We start from the raw sequence: 18,833 nt of genomic DNA, 5'->3' as shown, positions 1-18,833 counted from the left end.
GCGCGCGCAGGGACGCGCCGCCGGCAGTGGGCGCCTGGGAGAACGGCGCAGGGGTGGAGACACAGTCGAGGTCCGCCCACGAGCGCGGGCCTTCGGCGGCCTGCCGGGCTTCGACATCTGAAATCGGCGAGTATTTCCCGGTGCGAACGCCAGCCTCGCGGAGAGCCTCAATTGCAAGCTCATAGCTTCCGAGGGAGTCCGCGGGCGGGTTGTAGGCGTCGATGGTCATGAGGCCCCCATCAAGTCGATGAGGGAACCCGACGATGTCTGACCCTCGATGTTCTGGAGGTACTTGACCGCTTGTGCGAAGTAGCTCGGCTTAAGCTCCACGCCGATGAACCGACGCCGCGCGCGAAGGGCCATATAGCCCTCGGACCCGATGCCCATGAAGGGCGAGAGGACTGTGTCGCCTTCGTTGGACCAGAGCCGAATGCACCGTTCGATCAGGTCAAGTTGCAGCGGGCAGAGATGCTTTTCGTCCTTGGCGTCCTTGGCGGCGCGAACGTTGAGGACGTCAGTCTGGTCGATATCCATCCAGACGGGCGATGCCCATCGCTGCCATTGATCGACCGGAAATTTGCTGGCGTCTTGCCCGACCGGATCGCTCTGCTTTTCGTTGTCCGGTGTCTTTCGAAACACCATCACGTAGTCCGGCATCCCCTGCCGGCTACGTGTCGCATCCTTCTGCAACTGCTTGTAGAGCAGGCCCAGCGCCTTCGTGCGCTGCATCTCGACGACCGGGTCTTTCCATACCGTGACGCGCGAATGGTAGGTCCATCCCGCCGCCTCATGGGCCGCGCGGATATCCGCAGGCATGTCGTAGAGGCCGACGAACCCATGCATCGACTTGGTGCGCGGAAGGTCAGAACAGTGAACCGCCGTCAGACGGCCCGGCTTGGTGACGCGATGAAGCTCGCGGACGAGATATCCGTACTGCTCGAAAAACTCGGCGTCGTTCTTGACGTTGCCCATGTCACGCTCGCTGTCCGAATAAACGAACAGGTGCGAAAACGGTGGAGAATAGATCGAGAACCCGACGCTCTCAGTGGGGAGGCCGGCGACGACTTCGACACAATCAGCATTGTACGCGCAGAAGCGGTCCGTCTGGACCTGATCGATGACCTTCGTCATGCGGCGATCCAAGCCGGGAGCCTGGCCTCATGTTCGGGTTGATAGAGCTTGCGCGCCGTTTCAGCCTTGATGGCCCGGCGCATCGCCGCGACCATCTCGCGCTTCATGGCGCCATGATCGCCGGCCTTGCGCTCAACGACGGGCCAGATGGCGCGTTCGGTGTCGGCGCAGACGACGTGCACGTGCACAGGCCGCATCTGCCCAAACCGCCAGGATCGACGAACGGCCTGATAAAAGGCCTCGTAGGAGAAGCTGACCCCGGCGAAGCACTGGCGCGCGCAGTGCTGCCAGTTGAGGCCAAATCCTGCGATCGACGATTTGGTGACTATGATGCGGGCGCGACCCTCGGAGAACCGGACAAGTCGGGACTCCTTTTCTTCGGGCGGCATGGACCCGCGAACCTCGATCGCGTCCGGCAGCACCGCCATAACCGCGTCGGCCTCGTAGTCCGTATCGACCCACACGATCCAAGGCTCGTCAGGCTCGCGGGCGAGGATGCCCGCTACGAGACGCGCGCGACCTTCGATCGTCAGCCGCTTCTCTTTATGGATCGACGTGGCGGAGGTATCTGGGATACGAAACAGCCGCGACTGCCCATCGCGCTCCGAGCCCGGATCGACCATGCGATCGGCCGCGACTTCATGGTGCGATACGACCAGATCGGGCAGAGCGTATCCGTCATCCGCAAAACCGATGTCGCTGGGCCGCGAGACGCATCGCGCCCACGACGCCACCCAGGACCAGAAATTGGCCCGAGCGTGGTTCTTGATCCGCCACGTGCCAGTATCGGCCGTGTCGTTGATGAACCAGATCGGCAGCATCTCTTCGCGCCGCATGACGCCAAGAAACTCAGCGTGCGCGCCCAGTTCCGTGTGATCGTTCGGCGCGGGTGTGGCGGTGCAGCAAAGCCGGAACGGCGTCTGCGCGAAAGCTTCAATCAGGCGACGCGTGGTCTTCCCGTTGAAATTTTTGATGACCGACGATTCATCGAGGATCACGCCGCCAAATCGCGAGACATCGAACTTGTCCAGGCGGTCATAGTTCGTGACATAGATGCCGCGCCCGCCAATCTCCTCGCCGGACCGGACGGCCTTCACATCAACGCCGAACCGCTCGCCCTCGCGCGCATGCTGATGCGTGACTGCGAGCGGCGCGAGCATGAGAACCGATTTGCCAGTGTGCTCGCTGACGACGCGGCCCCACTCGATCGCGCAGAGCGATTTACCGAGGCCCGTGTCAAGAAACAGAGCGGCGCGACCGGCGCGAAGCGCGAAATCAACCGCGTGCCGCTGATGATCGAACATGTCGGGATGAAGCGCAGGCACTTCCGAAAGCCCGCATGGAAGGGCCTCGATGCGCTTGCGGCCTATGAGGTCGTGATAGCCGTGGAGCGCGGTCATGGCCGGCGCTCCGATTGGTGCTGGCAGGACGAATGCTTGACGAGCCCGACGGCGACCACCGGCGCCCAGAACGCCAGCCAGATCGCGATGATGCAGGCGGTAGCCTTCGCGCTCATCCTGCCGCCCTCTGTTCGGGGGCGGGGGCGGGGAGCGGCGGCATGAAGTCGTTCGCCGTCACCTTGCCGCCGGTCGCGGCCGTGATGCGGGCCATTTGGCTCGGGCGCGGGGTGCGCTCGCCTCGCGCCCACTTGTGGACGCAGCCAAGAGAAACGCCGACAAGCGCCGCGAATTCCGCGCGGGTCATCTCGGCATCAAAAATGAAGGCCGCGATCAAATTAGCTGAGCAGGCTTTGGGCCTCTTCGCGGGACGAGCGGGGATGATCTCTAAGAAGTGCGTGACGGCAACATGAGATTTGTCAAACCACTCGCCATGAACCCTAGCGTTCTTGAGAAGGCCATGAAGCACGGCCTCTTGTCTGCGCGTGCCCTCAACGTACCCGACCAAGCGGCAGGGTGCGCCCGCGTCAGTGTTGATCTTGACCACACGCGTCTCAGGGTCGGAAGACCAGCCGATCTTCACGAGGCCCGCGTCGTTTTCGATGGCGTAGACGTAGCCGCTCATGCCGCTGTCCCCGCTCGGTCCAAGATAGGATCGGAAGCAGGTCGATGAGGCTCCGCCGCGAGCAGCCGAAGCAGCACCTCGGTCGGGCCGGACGGGGGCTGACCATTTTCCAGCCGCGACACGCTGGACCGGTCGAGCCCCAGCCTTTCGGCGAGCTGCCCTTGGGTCAGATTGAGGCGCTTACGCAGCGCGCGAACGTCGATGGCCGTGTCGCTCATGCCCAAAATGTGCGTTACGCACAGCGACAAGTCAAGGCGAAACGCACACTGGCTGCGTGCAAAATGCACATATGAGCTTTGATGATCGCCCCGACTTCGCCATCCGCCTGGAAGCTGCACGAGCTGCGCGGGGCTTCAGCACGGCGAAAGATGCCGCCACGTTTTTTGGCTGGCCTTACGACACTTACATCCAGCACGAGCGAGGCGAGCGCGGGATCAGTCGTGCGGCCGGCAAGTATGCTGACGCCTTCCGAGTGAGTGCGGCCTGGCTTCTTACGGGTGAAGGTCGCGGCGTCGATGCACAGCCTACCCGCGTGCCCATCGTCGGCCTCGCCGGCGCCGGCCCTCACGGAAGCGTGCTGTTCGCGGACGGCGACGGAAACTTCGGCGACATCCCGCCCCCGACAAACTGGACGCCGGAGACGAAGGCGCTCGAGGTCCGGGGGGACTCGATGTACGGCATGATCAACAACGGCTGGCTTGTGACCTACGACGAGGTCCGGGCTCCGAGCTACGAGCTGGATGGCCAGCCGTGCGTGGTCTGGCTCGATGATGGCCGGGTGCTGGTCAAGATCGTCGAGCTAGGCCGATCTGCCGGCCTCTTCGACCTGATCAGCACCAACGCTCCGGCGCTCCGCGACGTGAAGCTGACGGCCGCCGCCTACGTCACGAACATCATTCCCGAGCGAGCCGCCCGAAAGTTCATCCGGCGCAACCCGGACAAACCGATCGTGGACGTGACGCTTGATGGCGAGGTGTCATCGTGACCCCCGCCCGCCAAGCTCCCGACATCGTGGACGTGCTGCGTGCGGCCGCCGTCATCCCGGATGAGATCCAACCTGTCGAATTCCGCCAGCTCCTGTTCGATGCGGCGGCTGCTATCGAAGGGCTGCGAACCAGCGTCGAGCGGCACGAGGGCGCGTCCGTTCGAGATGCAAAGACCATCGACGACCTGCGCGACATCATCGCGGCGTATCGCGCGACGATCGCCTTGTCCGCGGAGCCGCCGGCCGGGAACGGGTGAGAAAGATGGCGGACACGCCCAGAGCGCCTGATCAAGCCCGCACCGCCCTGACGCTCGCCATCATCGCGCTGGCCTTCAGCACGACAGCGGTCGCGCTGTCGATCATCGCCTTTGTGATGGCGATTGGAGCGGGGTGAGAAATGGCGGCGTTCGTGGTGGCTGCGGTGAGATTGCAAGCACGAACGGCACATATTTGCTTCTTCAGGCAAGTTTATGCTTGCACATATCAGCAAGCATTTTACAGTCCTCCCTCCAGCAAGCATGGAGCGGACGATGACGGACGACACCCCCCAGAGCCTCGGCGGAAAAGCGCGGAGCGAGTCCCTCTCCGCAGATGAACGAACGGGCATTGCCCGCCGGGCGGCCGAAAAGCGTTGGAGCGAGCGAGGGGCCGCCGCATCGGATCCGAACCTCATCAAAGCGACGCATCAGGGTCAGATGACGGTCGGGGATCTTAACCTCGACTGTTATGTGCTCGAAGACGGCCGCCGCGTTTTCCATAAGCGAGGCATGGCTCGGTCACTGGGGCTAAAATCAGAGGGAGGGAATGCATTTTTACGGTCGATGACCCGAAAGGGCATCGGATCCGAACTTGGCGAAAAACTAGTTGAGCGGATCGAAAACCCTATTAATTTCAAGCCATTGACCCAGGATCTGGCGCATGGTTACGAAGCCGATGTCTTGGTCGAAGTCTGCAAAGCGATCATTCGAGCATCGGAGCTTGGAAAGCTCTCAACCTCGCAGGAAGGTCTAGCAGCTCAAGCCAAGATCCTTCAGCAGGCATTCGCGAAAGTCGGCGTCACGGCGCTGATTGATGAGGCGACCGGCTTCCAGCAGGTCCGCCAGCCAGACGCGCTTAGATTGCTCGTCCAGCAGTATATAGAAGAAGAAAAGAGGCAGTGGGATAAGCAATTTCCTGATGAATATTATGATGAGCTCAACAGGGTATATGGGTCAAAGCGGCTGACTAAAAATAGTTCTGGAACTGTTATGCAAAATAGGCCGCAACATTTCGCGGTGTTCACGCGGACATACGTTTATCAGCCGCTAGAAAACGGTGTGGTTCTGGAAGAGCTAGACCGCATTAACCCGAAGATTGGCGGAACGCGGCGGGCGCGTTTCCACCAGCACCTTACAGAGGGTTACGGGATCGAGAAGCTGAAAAGGCAGGTCCAAGAAATCGTCACATTGATGAAAGTTTCAGACACGGTTGGACAGTTCAAGCGTCTATTTGCGAGGAGATTCCCGCAGGTTGGAACGCAGCTATCGCTGCTTGATGACTGAACATGATGCTTGAGCACCAGCGGTCGATGTTAGCTAGCCCGCCCTCCCCGGCGGGCTTTTTCACGCCGCCTCCGCGGGCCTCAATCCCGCCACCTTGGGCCGCTATAAGCGGTTGTTCGAGGCAGCGACCGGCATGAGCCGAGGTCGCCTTTCCTCGATCATTCTCAGAATTTGCGCGCTCACGGACATGGCCCGCAGGCCAGCGTTTGAGCGCGCTCGATCAAGGACACTATGAAGAAGCATACCCCTACGGTCAGCGCCCACGAGGGCGACCGCGCTACGTCCCACGTCCAGCGCTCCGCGAAAGACTGGAAGCCCGAGCCCAGCAGCCTCACTCGCGAAGAGATGAAGGCCATCGTCGCTGAAATGCTCGGCTGAGCCGTGTCGCAAGATTCCAGGAAGCCCGCCATCATGGCGGGCTTTTTTTGTTCCGCTTAGGAATAAACCAGACCCAGCGACGGCCCGCCTTTAAGGTCGCTACCGGCCAAGGAGGCCGAACCAATCATGAGCAACAGGCGAGAGCTGTATCGAAGCCCGGAAGGCGACTGCTGGTATCTCGGAAGGGAGCCGCAGACCGGACACGCATTTGTCATTCACCAGCCGAATGGCCCATCCGGAGCCAGACTGTCCCATACTGACCTCGGCTCGTTTCTCCGAGACAATCAGGGGAAGCCCGAACATCAGGCCCTGCTTCGGCTGATCGGCGATCTGGTGGGCGCACCACCCTATGCGGATCGCCGCCCGCTGCATGACAACGACGAGATCGGCGGGATGTAGCCTCGCCCTAAGCCGCCCTACCCTCCGACACCTCCCCCAACCCCGCTCCGGCGGGGTTTTTTGTTGGGCGCGCTCCGATAGCGTGCGTAATGCACATTTTCAGTTGACGGGATGATGTGCGTAATGCACCTTCTCCCCATCACCCCACGTGATGGAGCCCGCCATGACCGCCGCCGCTGATGCCCACGACATGACGCCCGCCGAGGCCTGCGCTGAAGCGCGCAAGATCGCCGCCGAGGTAGGGCCGGAAGCCCGCCTCTGGATCCGCCTTGAGACTGATCAGCGCCGCGCCGGCGGGGTCGGCATGACCCTGTACCCGTTCGGGATCGTCCGCGGGGACGAAGACCTCAAGGTCACGGACGGCACCTTCCGCGGCGCTTTCGCCAAGGTGCGCGCCGAACTCGCGGGCGCCGCCGCCAAGCGCGCCGCCGTCACCATCCGCAAGCTCGCCCTCGCCATCATCGACAAGGCTGACGGCGGTGCTGTGACCGAGCTTGATCTGCTCGCGTCCTTCAACGCTGGCGAGATCGCGCAATACGGCGAGGCCGCCTGCGCCGAGGCCACGCGCCTCGCGGGCAACGCGCCGTTCTCGATCGTCCGCCGGGCCGAGAGGGCTGCGTGATGACCGCCGCCGCCCACGAAGTCAGCTTCGCCGTTTCCGCCGCCGACCGCGCCCTGGTCGACAAAATCGTTAGCCGCGCCCTTGCGGACGGCCTGATCAGGAAGCGCGAGCGCCTCTCGACAGAAATGGACCTGTGCGCCACGGCCGCGAACGGATGCCCGATGGACTTCGCCAAGCTGCTGGCGGCCGACGACTTCAACTTCGCGCACGATCTCTACGGCATCGAAGATCACCTGGACCGCGCGACGGGACGGCTGTTGAACCATTTCCGGCCGCGCTGTGCCGCTCCCTCCCCCACCAAAGCCGCCTGAGAGCCCTTCGCCACCTGCCGCCAGACCTATGGAGTCAACCATGAAGACCTTCTCCCGCATCGCCGCCCAAGGCGAAATCACCCTGATCCGCATCGGCGACGTGAAGCCCGGCGCGAAGCTGCCTGCCGGCTGCACCCCTCTTCAGCCCGAGGACGGCGTGGTCATCGTCGGCCACAGCGAGACGGGCCATCACCATGTGCTTGCGGCTGATGGCGTCACCGCCGGCGTCCTTGATCGCGCTCCGGAAGGCATGCGCATCCTGCACATCATTCTTCAGAGCGCGAACGAGCTGACGCACCTGCGCGGACACGACACGCACGAGACCATTCGCGTCGAGCCCGGCGAGTATCGCGCAATCTCCGGCCGCGAATACGACCCGTACCAGCAGCTGGCTCGTAGGCAGGCGGACTGACCATGGCGAAGCTCGAAAAGCTCTCGCCTGAGCAGCAGGCGCTCATTCCAGCCATCCGCGATCGGTTTATCAACGCCGGCCTTTCCTGCGCTCCCGCGGATTTCGATACCGCGCAGCAGGCCATCTGCGCGGCCTATGCGGTCGCCGGCTTGGAAGCGCCGAAAATTTTCATCCGGCTTTCTTCGCCGCGTGAAGGCGCCATCGCTGCGGCGATGCTGAAGAACTCGAAGTTTGGGGCTCAGGTCGGGGATCAGGTCTGGGATCAGGTCGGGGCTCAGGTCTGGGCTCAGGTCGGGGATCAGGTCTGGGATCAGGTCGGGGCTCAGGTCAGGGCTCAGGTCGGGGATCAGGTCGGGGCTCAGGTCAGGGCTCAGGTCTGGGCTCAGGTCGGGGATCAGGTCTGGGCTCAGGTCGGGGCTCAGGTCAGGGCTCAGGTCTGGGCTCAGGTCTGGGCTCAGGTCTGGGCTCAGGTCGGGGCTCAGGTCTGGGCTCAGGTCGGGGCTCAGGTCGGGGCTCAGGTCAGGGCTCAGGTCTGGGCTCAGGTCGGGGATCAGGTCTGGGCTCAGGTCGGGGATCAGGTCAGGGCTCAGGTCGGGGATCAGGTCTGGGCTGCGATGTACGGCCAGCACGACGCGGGGTGGCTGTCGTTCTATGAGTATTTCGCCGCCGCAGGCGTGAAGGCCGCTGAGCGCCTGAGGCCGCTCGTCACGGTGGCCGAAACCGTGGGGTGGTGCTGGTTTTTTCGTGGTGCGGCCATCATGACTGATCGGCCTTGCGATCTTCGCCGCGACGAAGATGGGCGGCTGCACAACGAGTCTGGTCCAGCCGTCCTCTACCGAGACGGATTTTCGGTCTACGCGTGGCGTGGAGTCCGCATCCCCTCCGAATGGATCGAAAATCCGGGAAGCCTGACGCCTGCGGCGGCTCTGTCCTGCCAAAATCTCGAGCAGCGTCGCGCGGCCTGCGAAATCCTCGGCTGGGCGAAGATCCTGGCGGATCTAGACGCGCGAACCCTCGATGCGGACGGCGATCCTGAAATTGGAACGCTGGTGGAAGTTGACCTTCCCGGCAGCGAGGGCGGTGAGGACAGGGTGACGGCTCGCTTTCTCAGAGTGCGCTGCGGAACTGGCCGTGACTTTGCGATCTGCGTCGATCCGATGTGCGAGACCGCGATCCAGGCGCAGAGCTGGATGCTCGGCATCTCTGCCAGCGAGTTCACCAAGCCTGAAATTCGCACCTGAGAGCCCTTCGCCGAGCCCGCACTCAACCGCGGGCTCCACGAAGAGCTTTTGAGAGGAGGCCAGTATGGCCGAGGACAGCAGCAAGACCTTCACTCACCTATTCGGCGGATACCACAGCGCGGAGGCCCGTCATTGGGTCAACCCGGACGGGTCCGAGGGTGGCATCGTCGCCACCAGCGCGACCGTGGCTGATGGCGTCACCATTCCGGCTTCCGCTGAGGTCTGGCCCGGCGCCAGCATCGGCGACCGCGCCAGCATCGGCTACCGCGCCAGCATCGGCGACCGCGCCAGCATCGGCCACCACGCCATCATCGGCGACCGCGCCAGCATCGGCCACCACGCCATCATCGGCTACCGCGCCATCATCGGCTACCGCGCCAGCATCGGCGACCGCGCCAGCATCGGCCACCACGCCATCATCGGCGACCGCGCCAGCATCGGCGACCACGCCATCATCGAGGCCGAAGACTGGATGTTCGTCGCCGGCCCGCAGGGCTCGCGCAACGCCTGGGCGACCGTCGTCTGGTCAGCCGAGCATGGGCTTCGGTGGTGGGTCGGGTGCCAACACGGCATCGACACTGCCACGCTCAAGTCCCGCGTCGAGGACGAGCATGGCGCGACGGATCATGGCGACGATTACCGCCATCTGATCGCGATGGTGGAGAGCCACCCCGGCCTTGCGCGCGCCAAGGCTGCTCACGCGGCGAAGATCGCGGAGCCCGCCCGATGACCCGCATCGCCCGAGCGTCCATCGACGCCATCGCCATCACCCTTTTCATCGCCGGCCTTATGGCCGCCGCCATCGCCGTAGGAGCGTGAGATGCAGCCGCACCAGCTCGCCTACAACGACATGCTGTCCGCGCTCGCGGCCAATCGGCCGCCGCGGCTCGACGTCCGCGCGCACTCGCTCGATCTGGAGGATATGGCCGGCCATGTCCGGCTCACCATCCAGCCGATGCTCGCCTACTTCGACGCGCTGCTCTGGCAGGCTGACGCCAGTACGCCGTGCGCGGACAAGCCGCGCGATGACGGGCAGACGGACAACGACGCAGTGCTGGCGGCACTCGCGGACGCCTTCGAAGAAACGATCCTCGCGCGGTTCCGCGCGCTCACCGACCGCGCGCGAGGCGGCGAGCTGGAGCACAGGCTGGAGGCCGCGGAATGACCCCCTCCGCCTTCGCCGCCGGCCTCGCCAGCTACCTCGACATCATGCTCGCGGCACGTCGCGAGCGCCAGGAACTTGATCGCACCCGGACCGTGTTTGGCCGCGTGCGGGGAGAGACGTCATGAGCCATACGCAAGGACCGTGGGTCGCGCAGGACGGCACGACCTACGGGTACGAGATCATCTCGACAAGCGCGCCGAAGTCACGCCGCGTAGTCGCCCGGCTTGGCGGCAGGGACCGGGATGCCAACGCGGCCTTCATCGTCCGCGCGGTCAACAGCCACGACGCGCTGGTGGAAGGGCTGCAGGAAGCCCGCAGTCATCTCGCCGACCTACGCGACGAGCTATTCGACACCTGCACGGTGCGCGGCGACGCTTCCACGCTCGACGCCGGCGACAAGGCCCTGATCGACGAGCATGACGCCGTGCTCGCCCGGATCGACGTCGCCCTCGCCAAGGCCGAGGGCCGGGAGGTCGCGCCGTGACCGACAGCTTCGAATACGGCCTCGCGCTCATCCCTGTCGAGCCGACATGGGCGATGCAGATCGCCGGCCGAGACGCAATCTTGGCGGAAGACCCCGATCTCGATCTTTCGACCGATGACGCCCGCGCGTGCTTCAAGGCGATGGCAGATTACGCGGCGAAGCTGATTACCCGTGATCGCCTCGCGATATGGCTCGCTTCACTCGACAGCATAACTCTGAAAGAGATCAAATCGACGGTCGGCCCCGCCGCGGATGCTAGCGCATGGCGCGAATATCTCGGGCGCGCCGACGATCTTCTTGCGATGATTTCGGCTGAGGTGTCCCGATGACCGACAGCCCGCACCTCACCCCCATCCCCGAGCCGCGCCGCTCCGAGCTCATCGCCCACGCCCAGCGCCTCGCTGACGGCTACACGCTCGCGCAAGGCCCGGTACGCCCGGCCTCCGCTCCACAGCCCGGCCACGAGCTTCGCGACCAGTCGCAGCGCGAGCGGGAGGTGCGGCGGTGAGCGCACTCGACGTCATCGACCTGTTTTCGGCGGCCGCCGGCGGCTGGTCGCTCGGCATGCACAGGGCTGGCTTCCGCAATGTCGCGGCCTGCGAGGCTGTGGACTGGCGCCGGACGCTCTACGCGGAAAACAATCCGGGGGTGAGAATTTACGATGACGTCCGCACTCTCACCGCAGCTCGCGTTGTGGCCGACCTTGGATATTTCCCATCCGTCCTCGTCGGCTCCCCGCCCTGCCAAGACATATCGAGCGCCAACACAAAAGGAAAAGGCGTCGACGGCGAGCGCTCCGGGCTGTTCTTCGAGGCCATCCGGCTCGTCGGAGAAGGCCGACCTCGTTGGGTCGCTCTTGAGAACAGCGCTAATCTCAGAAGTCGAGGCGCTGACCGGGTGCTCGGCGCGCTGGAAGACCTCGGCTACGCCTGCTGGCCGCTCGTGGTTCGTGCTTCAGACGTCGGTGCCAACCACGAACGCGCACGATGCTGGGTCCTCGCCTGCGATCCCGAACAGGTTGCCGACGCCGATGGCGTCGGACGGGCAGGGCGGAGCGGGATCGACCTACCCGTTGAGGATGATCCTCGCGACCCCGCGAAAGACGGACGGGGATCGGGGTGGAAGGGGCGATATCCTTTCGCAACTACGGGGCTATCCCAGCCGGCATGCGGGCATGCTTCCGACGCCGATCAAACCGAACGGCGGCAGAACGCTGACCCGCGAGGCGATGCTGTCGGGAAAGAGGGCCAACGGCCACAAGGCCCAGATCGACGTGGCGAACCTGCTTCGCCATGCGCCGACGCTGGAGACCCTGCCAACGCCGCTGAAATCAGACCGCCACGGGTCATCGGGCCTGCACACGGGCGACGGTCGTACGAAAGCAAACATCCCGGTCGTACTGCGGGATGCCACATCGACCAAGTGGGCAAGCGCGCGGGCGCTGGCGGTGATGCTCACGAGCCATGGGCTGACTGGAACGGCGGCCTTGCCGCCCACCTACGGCTGGATGATGGGCTATCCGCCTGGGTGGCTGGCGCGCGCGTTGCGGTCGGCGGTCCTCGCGGGACGTCTGCCGCCAGGCTCATCGCCGAAGCGTTCGGGGACGCGGTCGTCCCCCAGATCCCCGAGATGATCGGCCGCGCGATCCTGCGCGTCGAGGCGGCGATGGCGGCCGTGCACGGGATGGCGGCATGACCTTCGAAGAAGCCCACCTCCTCCTTCTCGGCGGCGAGCCCGTTCCGAGCCACATCGCCAACGACCCGGCGTTCCAGGCCTACCGCCGCGCTCGCGAGGACCACCCGGTCTACGTCACCGACGACCCGATCGACGCGCTTATCGAGGCTGAGGCTCCGATGCCGGGGCGGTCGAACATTCTGCCGTTTCGGAGGCCCGCACATGGCCGGTGAGCTGACGCCGTACGAGCGGGCGAAGCTGATCGTTGAGGCTTCCAAGCGCCAGCAGATGGCCGCCACCGCCCACGACGTCGCCGCCTATCACATGGCCTCCAACTACCCGTGCGCCGCCTCCGAGCATCAAGAGGACGCTGAGCATGACGCCGCATACGCCCGCCGCGCCCTTCTCCACCTCATCCATGGAGAGCGCATCGATGACTGAGAGCAAGACCCTTTCAGACCTTCGTATCCGCCTTGGTGGCGTCGAGTGCGACGCCTTCGGCGGTGACAACATCTCTGTGTTTCTCGCGTCCGAGTTTGAGCGGCATGTCGAGGGCGACGAGCCCGAGATGGACGAATACGACACCTGGCCCCAGGAGGCGGTCGATAAGGCCAACGAGGTGCTGGACGCCATCCATGCGGCCTACACGCCGGCCATCGAGGCTCAGGCGGCGGAGATCGAGCGGCTGCAAGAGGCGCTGGAGTGGGCACTTGAGCGCGCGACCGATAGTGATCATCCGCACTATCCGATGCGCGGCGAAAGCTGGCCTTGGGTGTTCCCCTACCTTGTCCCCGGTTCTCCGCTGGGCGGCGGAGTGGGAGAGGCCGGTTTTAAGACCGCTCTGGTGGCAGTCGAAGCCGCCCGCGCCGCTCTCAACGGAGACGACCATGAGTGATCTGCGCGAGAAGATCCGCGACATCTTGGTTAAGGAGACGATGGACTACGGCATGCTCCGCGCGCCCGTTGTCAGAGCCACCGACACCATCATGACCCTGATCCAGAGCGAAGTGGAGGCGGCCGAGAAGCGCGGCGCTGAGGCTGAGCGGGAGGTGTGTGCAAAAGAAGCTGAGGGATACGAGCCTCAGCACGAGGCGAACGTGACAATTGCGGGACAGGTGGCAAAGAACATCGCCAAAGCCATCCGCGCACGGGGAGAAGCGAAATGAGTGGCTACCCTGAGAGCGTCCGTCTCCGGCATGTCAAGGCTGTGATTGCCGAGCGCGACGCAGCCCTCGCCCGCGCAGAAGCCGCAGAGGCCCTGATAGCCGAAAGTGACACTTACCTCGCTGCGAACGGCTTCGCCGCCCTCCGCGCCGCCGGGCTGGTGGCCGTGGCAGCGGGAGACCTTCGCCGCACGATCGCTCAACTGCGCCACGCCTACACGCAGATGCAGAAGTACGACATCATTCTCGATCTGTCTGGCTTCGCGAAGGGGCAGATCGCTCCGCAGATCGAGGCGCTGGAGCGACTTCTGGATCCCGCCCCTCCCGCTCAGGAGAAGAGCGATGGGTAAGGTGGCGGAGAGGGATGCAGGCGACACGCCGCTTTATCTCAGCGACGCTGAGATCGGGGCGAAGGTGCTTGGTCGAGCCCGCGCCCGTGAGTGGTCGGCTATCGCCCCGCTTCTTGAGGCGCGCGGGCTCCCGACTATCCACCCCGTCATGGGTGGGCGATACTGGCCGGCCGTGAAGCGCTTCTTTGACGTTGACGCTGGGCTGGAGCCCCCGACCAAGACAGTTCGCCCGGCGGGCGCGATTGAGGATGCAGGCGCATGGCGGGCGACCAAAAAGCGGGCATGAACCTCAAGTGGCGGTCTCGGGCAGGCGGTCAGCGCGTCCCGTATTGGATCGCGCCCGCGGATGCGGTCAAAGAGGGATATCCGGTCAAGTCCGTGAACCTCACCGGCCTCGCTGGCGATGATCTCGCCGCCCGGTGCGAGCGGCTGAACGCTGAACTGAAAATGTGGCGCACCTACCGAGACACCCGGTCAGTGGTGTTCGACGGCACCTTCTCGTCCCTTTTCGACTTGTATGAGCGCCACGAGCAGAGTCCATTCCAAGCTCTGAACCCCGCCTCTCGCCGGCCCTACTTGGTGTATCTGCGGAAGCTCCGCGCCATGATCGGAGCTCTCCGCGTAGACCAGCAAAATGGCCTAGACCTCGCTCGTTGGCACAAGGTTTGGCGGGAGCCCGCGGAGCCCGGCGCAGCCGAACGGCTGGGCGCGGCCAAGATGGCCCTCGCGGTTCTCAAGGCGGCGGTGCGCTTCGGCGTCATGGCTGGTCTGCCGGGCTGCCTCCAGTTCAGCGCGGTTTTCTCCGCGACGTCCCTTCCCGGCCCGCGGCCGCGCGACGTCGCGCCGACCGCCTCCGACGTGATCGCCATTCGAGCAGCAGCGCACGCGGTGCTCCGCCCGTCAGCCGCCCTCGCATACGCGATCCAGTTTGAGACGTCGCTGCGGCTATGGGACGTCATCGGACGCTGGGTGGAGATCGGAGACCCCCAGCCGTCAAGCATCCTCGGCTACGGCGAGAAGTGGGTCGGGTTGTCTTGGTCCCATATTTCGGACGATCTGATCCTGAACTACACGGCCAGCAAAACGGCGAAATCCACCGGGGCACGGGTGCATTGCGACCTGAAGCTTTGTCCGATGGTGCTGGAGGAGATCGAGCGCATCCACTCCGAGCAGCGTGTCGGCCCGCTCATCGTCTGCGAGCGATCTGGCCTCCCGTGGCGGGAGCGGAACTTTCGAACGCTTTGGAAGCGCGTTGCTCACGCGGCCGGCCTCCCGTTTGGCGCCTGGAACCGCGACCTGCGCGCCGGCGCTGTGACGGAAGCGAGGCGAGGCGGCGCGGCGATCGAGGATGCAAGTCGGATGGCTGGGCACAAGGGCACGCAGACGACCGCCCGCGTCTACGATCGGGACGTGCTCGAAGCGACGAGGCGCGCGCAGGCCAGCCGCACGAAGTTTCGGGCCTCCAAGGACACCTGAACGGGCATCGAACAGGGCCGGGAACGTTTCCGGGAACACGTTCCCGGCCACCAAGAGAAAGTCACGACATGACAAAGCCCTACGGTCTCTTGGCGTTAACCGGTTGTTTACCCTGTCCGTTAAGAGTGCCTAAAGGCGGCGCTTCGAAGGGGCCGCCGACGGAGATCGAGCGCAATGAGCTTCAGCGACCAGGCACGGGCCGCACGGGCGATCGCCCCGCAGGGCGAAGGGCGGGACGCCGAGGCGCGGCCGATCGACCGCCTCGCGGAACGCCTCGCCGACACCGCCTCGCCCGCGCCCCAGAGCCCGCCGCGCCGCAGCCTGGAGCAGCTCGTCTCCATGCTGTCCCGGCGCAACCTCCAGACCGAGGACCGGCTGACCAACGCGCTGGAGGGCTTCGCCCGCTGGACGGACACGCCGCCGCCCGCGCCTTCCGCGTCGCCGGAAGAACACGTGGCCGAGCCGATCGCCCCCGTGGCCGAGCGCGCCCCCGTTCCCGCCGCGGAGGAGGAGCCGGCCGCAGCCTCCTCGCGCGCGACCATGACGCTGCGCGCCGCGCTGGCCGAGATCGCCGCCCGGCAGAAGGCGCTCGACGACGAGGCTCCCCGGCCGTCGCGCGCGCCCATGGCCGCCGCCGCGCCGGCGACCGACCCGGCCGTGATCGCCGAGCTGCGCCGCCGCATCGACGACCTCGCCGGCGCCGTGCAGGACCTGCCGACCCGCGCCGACGTGGACGGCCTGCTGCGCGAGATCGCCGCGGTGGCCGAGCGCTGCGACGCCGAGCGTCCGGCGCGGCTCGACCCCGTGTCCCTGAAGGCCATAGAGACCCTCGTGCTTGAGGTGGAGCGCATGCGCGGCGACGCCGCGAGCCCGCAGATGCTGGCGAGCTTCTCGGCCGAACTCGCCGCGCTGTCGGAGCGGCTGGAGGCCGCCGCGCCGCCGAACGTGGAGGCCATGGCCGCCATCGCCTCCCAGATCGACGACATCCGCGGCGAGCTTGACCACTTCCCCCGCATCGCGGCGGTGGACCGGCTCGCCGGCGACATCCAGACCCTCGTGCGCCGCCTGGACGAGCAGGAGGCCGCCGCGAGCCGCCGCGGCGACGAGCTGCAGCGGCTGGAGACCACTCTGCGGGCCGAGATGGACGCCCGCTCGCCGGCGGTGGCGTTCGACGGCTTCAGCGCCCGGCTCGACGCCCTGACGGAAAGCCTCGCCCGGCGCGACGCGGCTGACGACGCCGTCCTGCCGGCCAGGATGGACGCGCTCGCCGACCGCATCGACGCGCTGGCCGCCGCCTCCTCGCGCGCAAGCGATGTGGAGAGCGTGGCGGAAGCGGTGCGCGCCGGCCTCGCCCAGCCGGGCGGCGTCCACGACCTCGGCCGCCGCATCGAGGCGCTGACCGAGGAGCTGTCCAGCCGCGCCGCCGTCGCGCCGCGGCTGGACGCCGTCGCGAACAAGATCGACGGCCTGTCGGAGCGGGTCGACGTGGTGGCCGCCAGCGCCCGCGCTCGCAGCGAGTCCTTCGAGCGCATCGAGGACGCCGTGCGCGGCATCGCCGAACACCTCGTCGCGGGCGCCTCGGCGCCGGCCATGGGCGGCGCGCCGCTTGCGGGGCTCGAGACCCGGATCGCCGGCCTCGTGGACACGCTGGACCGCACCGGCGGCCGCATCGACGACCTGAACGCCGGTTTCGCCGCGCTCGCCGCGCGGGTGGAGACGAGCTGCGCCAACGCCGGCGCTGAGGCCGCCCGCGCCGCCGCTTCGGCCCTGCGCGACCACGCCGCCGCGCCTCTGGCCGCCGCGCCCGGCGTCGACCCGACCGAACTCGCCGAGGTCCTGGCCGGGATCCGCGACATCGCCGTCCGCAGCGACCGCCGCACCTCCGACACGCTGGAGGCCGTGCGCCTGACGCTGGACCGGCTGCTGGAGCGCATGGAGGGTTTTGAGGCCAACGCCCTGCGCGCCGCGCCCCGGACCGAGACCGCGCCGGCCCCCGCGATCGACGCCACCGAGGCCGCCCGCGCCGCCGCCCGCCGGGCGCTGGCCGAGCTGTCCCCGGAGGACGCCGCCGCCTTCAGCCGGCCGCAGGCGCAGACGAAGCCCGTGGCGCCCGTGCGCGACATTCCGGTCGAGCTGTCGCTCGACACGCTGATCGAGCCGGACGCGCCCGCCGAGCGCGGGGCGCCCGCGCCTGCGGCGACCACCGCGCCGATCCTCGACGACGAACCCGCCGCGCCGAGCTCGAAGGCGGCCTCCCTCATCGCCGCCGCGCGCCGCGCCACCTCGCGGCCGCCCGCGGCGGACGAGATCCGTCCCGCGCCCGAGCTCCTGACCGAGCCGGCCGAGTCGCGCTTCGGCGCGGTCCTCGCCACGCTGAAGGCGCGCCGGCGCCCGCTCGCCATCGCGCTCGCCGCAGCCCTGATCGTCATCGGCGTGGTGAAGCTCGCGGGCTCGCTGTCGGACACGCATTCCGAGAACGTGGTCGCCGCGCCGGCGATCGAGGAGCCTGCCGCCACGGCGCCCGAAGCCGCGCCGGCGGCGCGCGCGCCGGAGAACGCCGCCCCGGAAGCCCCGGCCGCCGAGGAGCCCGCGCTCCCGGCTCCGGCGGCGCCCGCCGAACCGCCCGCCGCCGCGCCCAGGCCGCAGTCGCAGTCGTCCTTCACGCCGCCGCGCAAACCGGCGCCGGACATCACCGACTACGCCTTCGCCGAGTCGCTCGGGGCCAAGCCGCAGAAGTTCGCCGCGCCCAAGGCCGACGACGACCTGACCACCGGCTCGCTGTCCCGCGACCCGGAGGCGCTGCCGGACACGATCGGCGGCTCCATGCTGCGCCTGCGCGCGGTGCAGGGCGACCCGTCCGCGCAGCTTGAGATCGCCGACCGCCTGGCCGAAGGCCGGGGCGTGGCGCCCAACCCCGCCGCCGCCGCCCACTGGCTGGAGAAGGCCGCGGCGCAGGGGCTGGCGCCCGCCCAGCACCGCCTCGGCAGCCTGTACGAGAAGGGCCGCGGCGTCGCCCGCGATCTGGTGGTCGCGCGCCGCTGGTACGAGCAGGCGGCCGCCTCCGGCAACGTGCGCGCCATGCACAACCTTGGCGTGCTGCACGCCGAAGGCGGACTCGGCAAGCCGGACTTCGCGGCGGCCTCGGTGTGGTTCCGCATGGCCGCCGAACGCGGCCTCGTGGACAGCCAGTACAACCTCGCCGTGCTGCAGGCCCGCGGCCTCGCCGGCAAGCGCGATCTCGCGGAGGCCTACAAGTGGTTCGCGCTCGCCGCGGCCCAGGGCGACCAGGACGCCGGCCGCAAGCGCGAGGAGGTGGCCAAGGCCCTCGGCAAGAGCCTCGCCAGCGCCCAGCAGACGGTGGCCAACTTCAAGCCGCGCATGCTGGACAGCGCCGCCAACGAAGCCCCGACGCCTCCGGGCGGCTGGGACCAGGCCGGCGCGCCCGCCGACGCGCGTGAGCCGGTCTCGCTGCGCTGAGG

At 66.8% G+C, this 18,833-nt stretch carries 28 protein-coding genes; 24 read left to right on the top strand and 4 right to left on the bottom strand.

Annotated features, from left to right (window positions below):
* Nucleotides 1-225: 225 nt before the first annotated feature.
* From PKE85_RS16360 to PKE85_RS17730, 4 genes are all read right to left on the bottom strand, one after another.
* A complete protein-coding gene (locus PKE85_RS16360; protein ID WP_271205829.1) occupies nt 226-1,131 on the bottom strand; it encodes a DNA-methyltransferase in 906 nt (301 codons plus the stop codon).
* Entirely contained in the window at nt 1,128-2,531 is a 1,404-nt protein-coding gene (locus tag PKE85_RS16355) for a helicase-related protein (protein ID WP_271205828.1), read from the bottom strand. The genes PKE85_RS16360 and PKE85_RS16355 overlap by 4 nt, the downstream gene beginning before the upstream one ends.
* Before the next feature lie 112 nt (nt 2,532-2,643).
* A complete protein-coding gene (locus tag PKE85_RS16350) occupies nt 2,644-3,153 on the bottom strand; it encodes a GIY-YIG nuclease family protein (RefSeq protein WP_271205827.1) in 510 nt (169 codons plus the stop codon).
* Nucleotides 3,150-3,371, bottom strand: a complete 222-nt coding sequence (locus tag PKE85_RS17730) for a helix-turn-helix domain-containing protein (RefSeq protein WP_309802427.1) — start codon at nt 3,369-3,371, stop codon at nt 3,150-3,152. The genes PKE85_RS16350 and PKE85_RS17730 overlap by 4 nt, the downstream gene beginning before the upstream one ends.
* Nucleotides 3,372-3,442: 71 nt before the next feature.
* Between PKE85_RS17730 and PKE85_RS16345 the strand changes: the two genes are divergently transcribed.
* The 24 genes from PKE85_RS16345 (at nt 3,443) to PKE85_RS16235 (ending at nt 18,831) form a co-directional block, all read left to right on the top strand.
* Nucleotides 3,443-4,138, top strand: a complete 696-nt coding sequence (locus PKE85_RS16345; protein ID WP_271205826.1) for an XRE family transcriptional regulator — start codon at nt 3,443-3,445, stop codon at nt 4,136-4,138.
* Nucleotides 4,135-4,395, top strand: a complete 261-nt coding sequence (locus PKE85_RS16340) for a hypothetical protein (protein ID WP_271205825.1) — start codon at nt 4,135-4,137, stop codon at nt 4,393-4,395. The genes PKE85_RS16345 and PKE85_RS16340 overlap by 4 nt, the downstream gene beginning before the upstream one ends.
* 5 nt (nt 4,396-4,400) lie before the next feature.
* Nucleotides 4,401-4,532 carry a hypothetical protein gene (locus PKE85_RS16335; RefSeq protein WP_271205824.1) on the top strand — a complete coding sequence of 44 codons (132 nt, stop codon included), beginning with the start codon at nt 4,401-4,403 and terminating at the stop codon, nt 4,530-4,532.
* A gap of 136 nt (nt 4,533-4,668) precedes the next feature.
* On the top strand, nt 4,669-5,679 hold the full coding sequence (locus tag PKE85_RS16330; protein ID WP_271205823.1) for a P63C domain-containing protein: 1,011 nt from the start codon (nt 4,669-4,671) through the stop codon (nt 5,677-5,679).
* Nucleotides 5,680-6,183: 504 nt separating this feature from the next.
* Complete coding sequence (locus tag PKE85_RS16325) at nt 6,184-6,456, top strand: hypothetical protein (RefSeq protein ID WP_271205822.1); 273 nt, start codon at nt 6,184-6,186, stop codon at nt 6,454-6,456.
* A 163-nt stretch (nt 6,457-6,619) separates the two neighbouring features.
* Nucleotides 6,620-7,078, top strand: a complete 459-nt coding sequence (locus PKE85_RS16320) for a hypothetical protein (protein ID WP_271205821.1) — start codon at nt 6,620-6,622, stop codon at nt 7,076-7,078.
* On the top strand, nt 7,078-7,389 hold the full coding sequence (locus PKE85_RS16315; RefSeq protein WP_271205820.1) for a DUF6874 family protein: 312 nt from the start codon (nt 7,078-7,080) through the stop codon (nt 7,387-7,389). Before PKE85_RS16320 ends, PKE85_RS16315 begins: the two co-directional genes overlap by 1 nt.
* A gap of 40 nt (nt 7,390-7,429) precedes the next feature.
* On the top strand, nt 7,430-7,801 hold the full coding sequence (locus PKE85_RS16310) for a hypothetical protein (RefSeq protein WP_271205819.1): 372 nt from the start codon (nt 7,430-7,432) through the stop codon (nt 7,799-7,801).
* A 256-nt stretch (nt 7,802-8,057) separates the two neighbouring features.
* Nucleotides 8,058-8,456, top strand: a complete 399-nt coding sequence (locus tag PKE85_RS17745; RefSeq protein WP_487353027.1) for a hypothetical protein — start codon at nt 8,058-8,060, stop codon at nt 8,454-8,456.
* The gene (locus tag PKE85_RS17740) at nt 8,416-9,042 is read left to right on the top strand and encodes a DUF6745 domain-containing protein (RefSeq protein WP_487353022.1); all 627 of its coding nucleotides are present in this window, start codon (nt 8,416-8,418) and stop codon (nt 9,040-9,042) included. Before PKE85_RS17745 ends, PKE85_RS17740 begins: the two co-directional genes overlap by 41 nt.
* Before the next feature lie 64 nt (nt 9,043-9,106).
* Nucleotides 9,107-9,772 (top strand): LbetaH domain-containing protein, encoded by a 666-nt coding sequence (locus PKE85_RS16300; RefSeq protein ID WP_271205817.1) that lies wholly within the window; start codon nt 9,107-9,109, stop codon nt 9,770-9,772.
* Between the two features lie 90 nt (nt 9,773-9,862).
* A complete protein-coding gene (locus PKE85_RS16295; RefSeq protein WP_271205816.1) occupies nt 9,863-10,207 on the top strand; it encodes a hypothetical protein in 345 nt (114 codons plus the stop codon).
* Nucleotides 10,204-10,332, top strand: a complete 129-nt coding sequence (locus PKE85_RS16290; protein ID WP_271205815.1) for a hypothetical protein — start codon at nt 10,204-10,206, stop codon at nt 10,330-10,332. The genes PKE85_RS16295 and PKE85_RS16290 overlap by 4 nt, the downstream gene beginning before the upstream one ends.
* The gene (locus PKE85_RS16285; protein WP_271205814.1) at nt 10,329-10,691 is read left to right on the top strand and encodes a hypothetical protein; all 363 of its coding nucleotides are present in this window, start codon (nt 10,329-10,331) and stop codon (nt 10,689-10,691) included. Before PKE85_RS16290 ends, PKE85_RS16285 begins: the two co-directional genes overlap by 4 nt.
* A complete protein-coding gene (locus tag PKE85_RS16280) occupies nt 10,688-11,020 on the top strand; it encodes a hypothetical protein (protein WP_271205813.1) in 333 nt (110 codons plus the stop codon). The genes PKE85_RS16285 and PKE85_RS16280 overlap by 4 nt, the downstream gene beginning before the upstream one ends.
* Complete coding sequence (locus tag PKE85_RS16275; protein ID WP_271205812.1) at nt 11,017-11,199, top strand: hypothetical protein; 183 nt, start codon at nt 11,017-11,019, stop codon at nt 11,197-11,199. The genes PKE85_RS16280 and PKE85_RS16275 overlap by 4 nt, the downstream gene beginning before the upstream one ends.
* Nucleotides 11,196-12,386, top strand: coding sequence for a DNA cytosine methyltransferase (locus PKE85_RS16270; RefSeq protein WP_271205811.1), 1,191 nt, complete (start codon nt 11,196-11,198; stop codon nt 12,384-12,386). The genes PKE85_RS16275 and PKE85_RS16270 overlap by 4 nt, the downstream gene beginning before the upstream one ends.
* A complete protein-coding gene (locus PKE85_RS16265; protein WP_271205810.1) occupies nt 12,383-12,598 on the top strand; it encodes a hypothetical protein in 216 nt (71 codons plus the stop codon). Before PKE85_RS16270 ends, PKE85_RS16265 begins: the two co-directional genes overlap by 4 nt.
* Nucleotides 12,588-12,806, top strand: a complete 219-nt coding sequence (locus PKE85_RS16260) for a hypothetical protein (RefSeq protein ID WP_271205809.1) — start codon at nt 12,588-12,590, stop codon at nt 12,804-12,806. Before PKE85_RS16265 ends, PKE85_RS16260 begins: the two co-directional genes overlap by 11 nt.
* The gene (locus tag PKE85_RS16255) at nt 12,799-13,260 is read left to right on the top strand and encodes a hypothetical protein (RefSeq protein ID WP_271205808.1); all 462 of its coding nucleotides are present in this window, start codon (nt 12,799-12,801) and stop codon (nt 13,258-13,260) included. The genes PKE85_RS16260 and PKE85_RS16255 overlap by 8 nt, the downstream gene beginning before the upstream one ends.
* The gene (locus PKE85_RS16250; RefSeq protein WP_271205807.1) at nt 13,253-13,531 is read left to right on the top strand and encodes a hypothetical protein; all 279 of its coding nucleotides are present in this window, start codon (nt 13,253-13,255) and stop codon (nt 13,529-13,531) included. Before PKE85_RS16255 ends, PKE85_RS16250 begins: the two co-directional genes overlap by 8 nt.
* Nucleotides 13,528-13,878, top strand: coding sequence for a hypothetical protein (locus PKE85_RS16245; protein WP_271205806.1), 351 nt, complete (start codon nt 13,528-13,530; stop codon nt 13,876-13,878). The genes PKE85_RS16250 and PKE85_RS16245 overlap by 4 nt, the downstream gene beginning before the upstream one ends.
* Before the next feature lie 258 nt (nt 13,879-14,136).
* Complete coding sequence (locus PKE85_RS16240) at nt 14,137-15,354, top strand: site-specific integrase (RefSeq protein WP_271205805.1); 1,218 nt, start codon at nt 14,137-14,139, stop codon at nt 15,352-15,354.
* A 174-nt stretch (nt 15,355-15,528) separates the two neighbouring features.
* Nucleotides 15,529-18,831, top strand: coding sequence for an SEL1-like repeat protein (locus PKE85_RS16235; RefSeq protein ID WP_271205804.1), 3,303 nt, complete (start codon nt 15,529-15,531; stop codon nt 18,829-18,831).
* Nucleotides 18,832-18,833 lie beyond the last annotated feature (2 nt).

Source organism: Methylopila jiangsuensis, assembly GCF_027922305.1.
Taxonomy (GTDB): domain Bacteria; phylum Pseudomonadota; class Alphaproteobacteria; order Rhizobiales; family Methylopilaceae; genus Methylopila; species Methylopila jiangsuensis.
The sequence above is the reverse complement of the archived record's forward strand: the minus strand, read 5'-3'. Positions and strand labels throughout refer to the sequence as shown.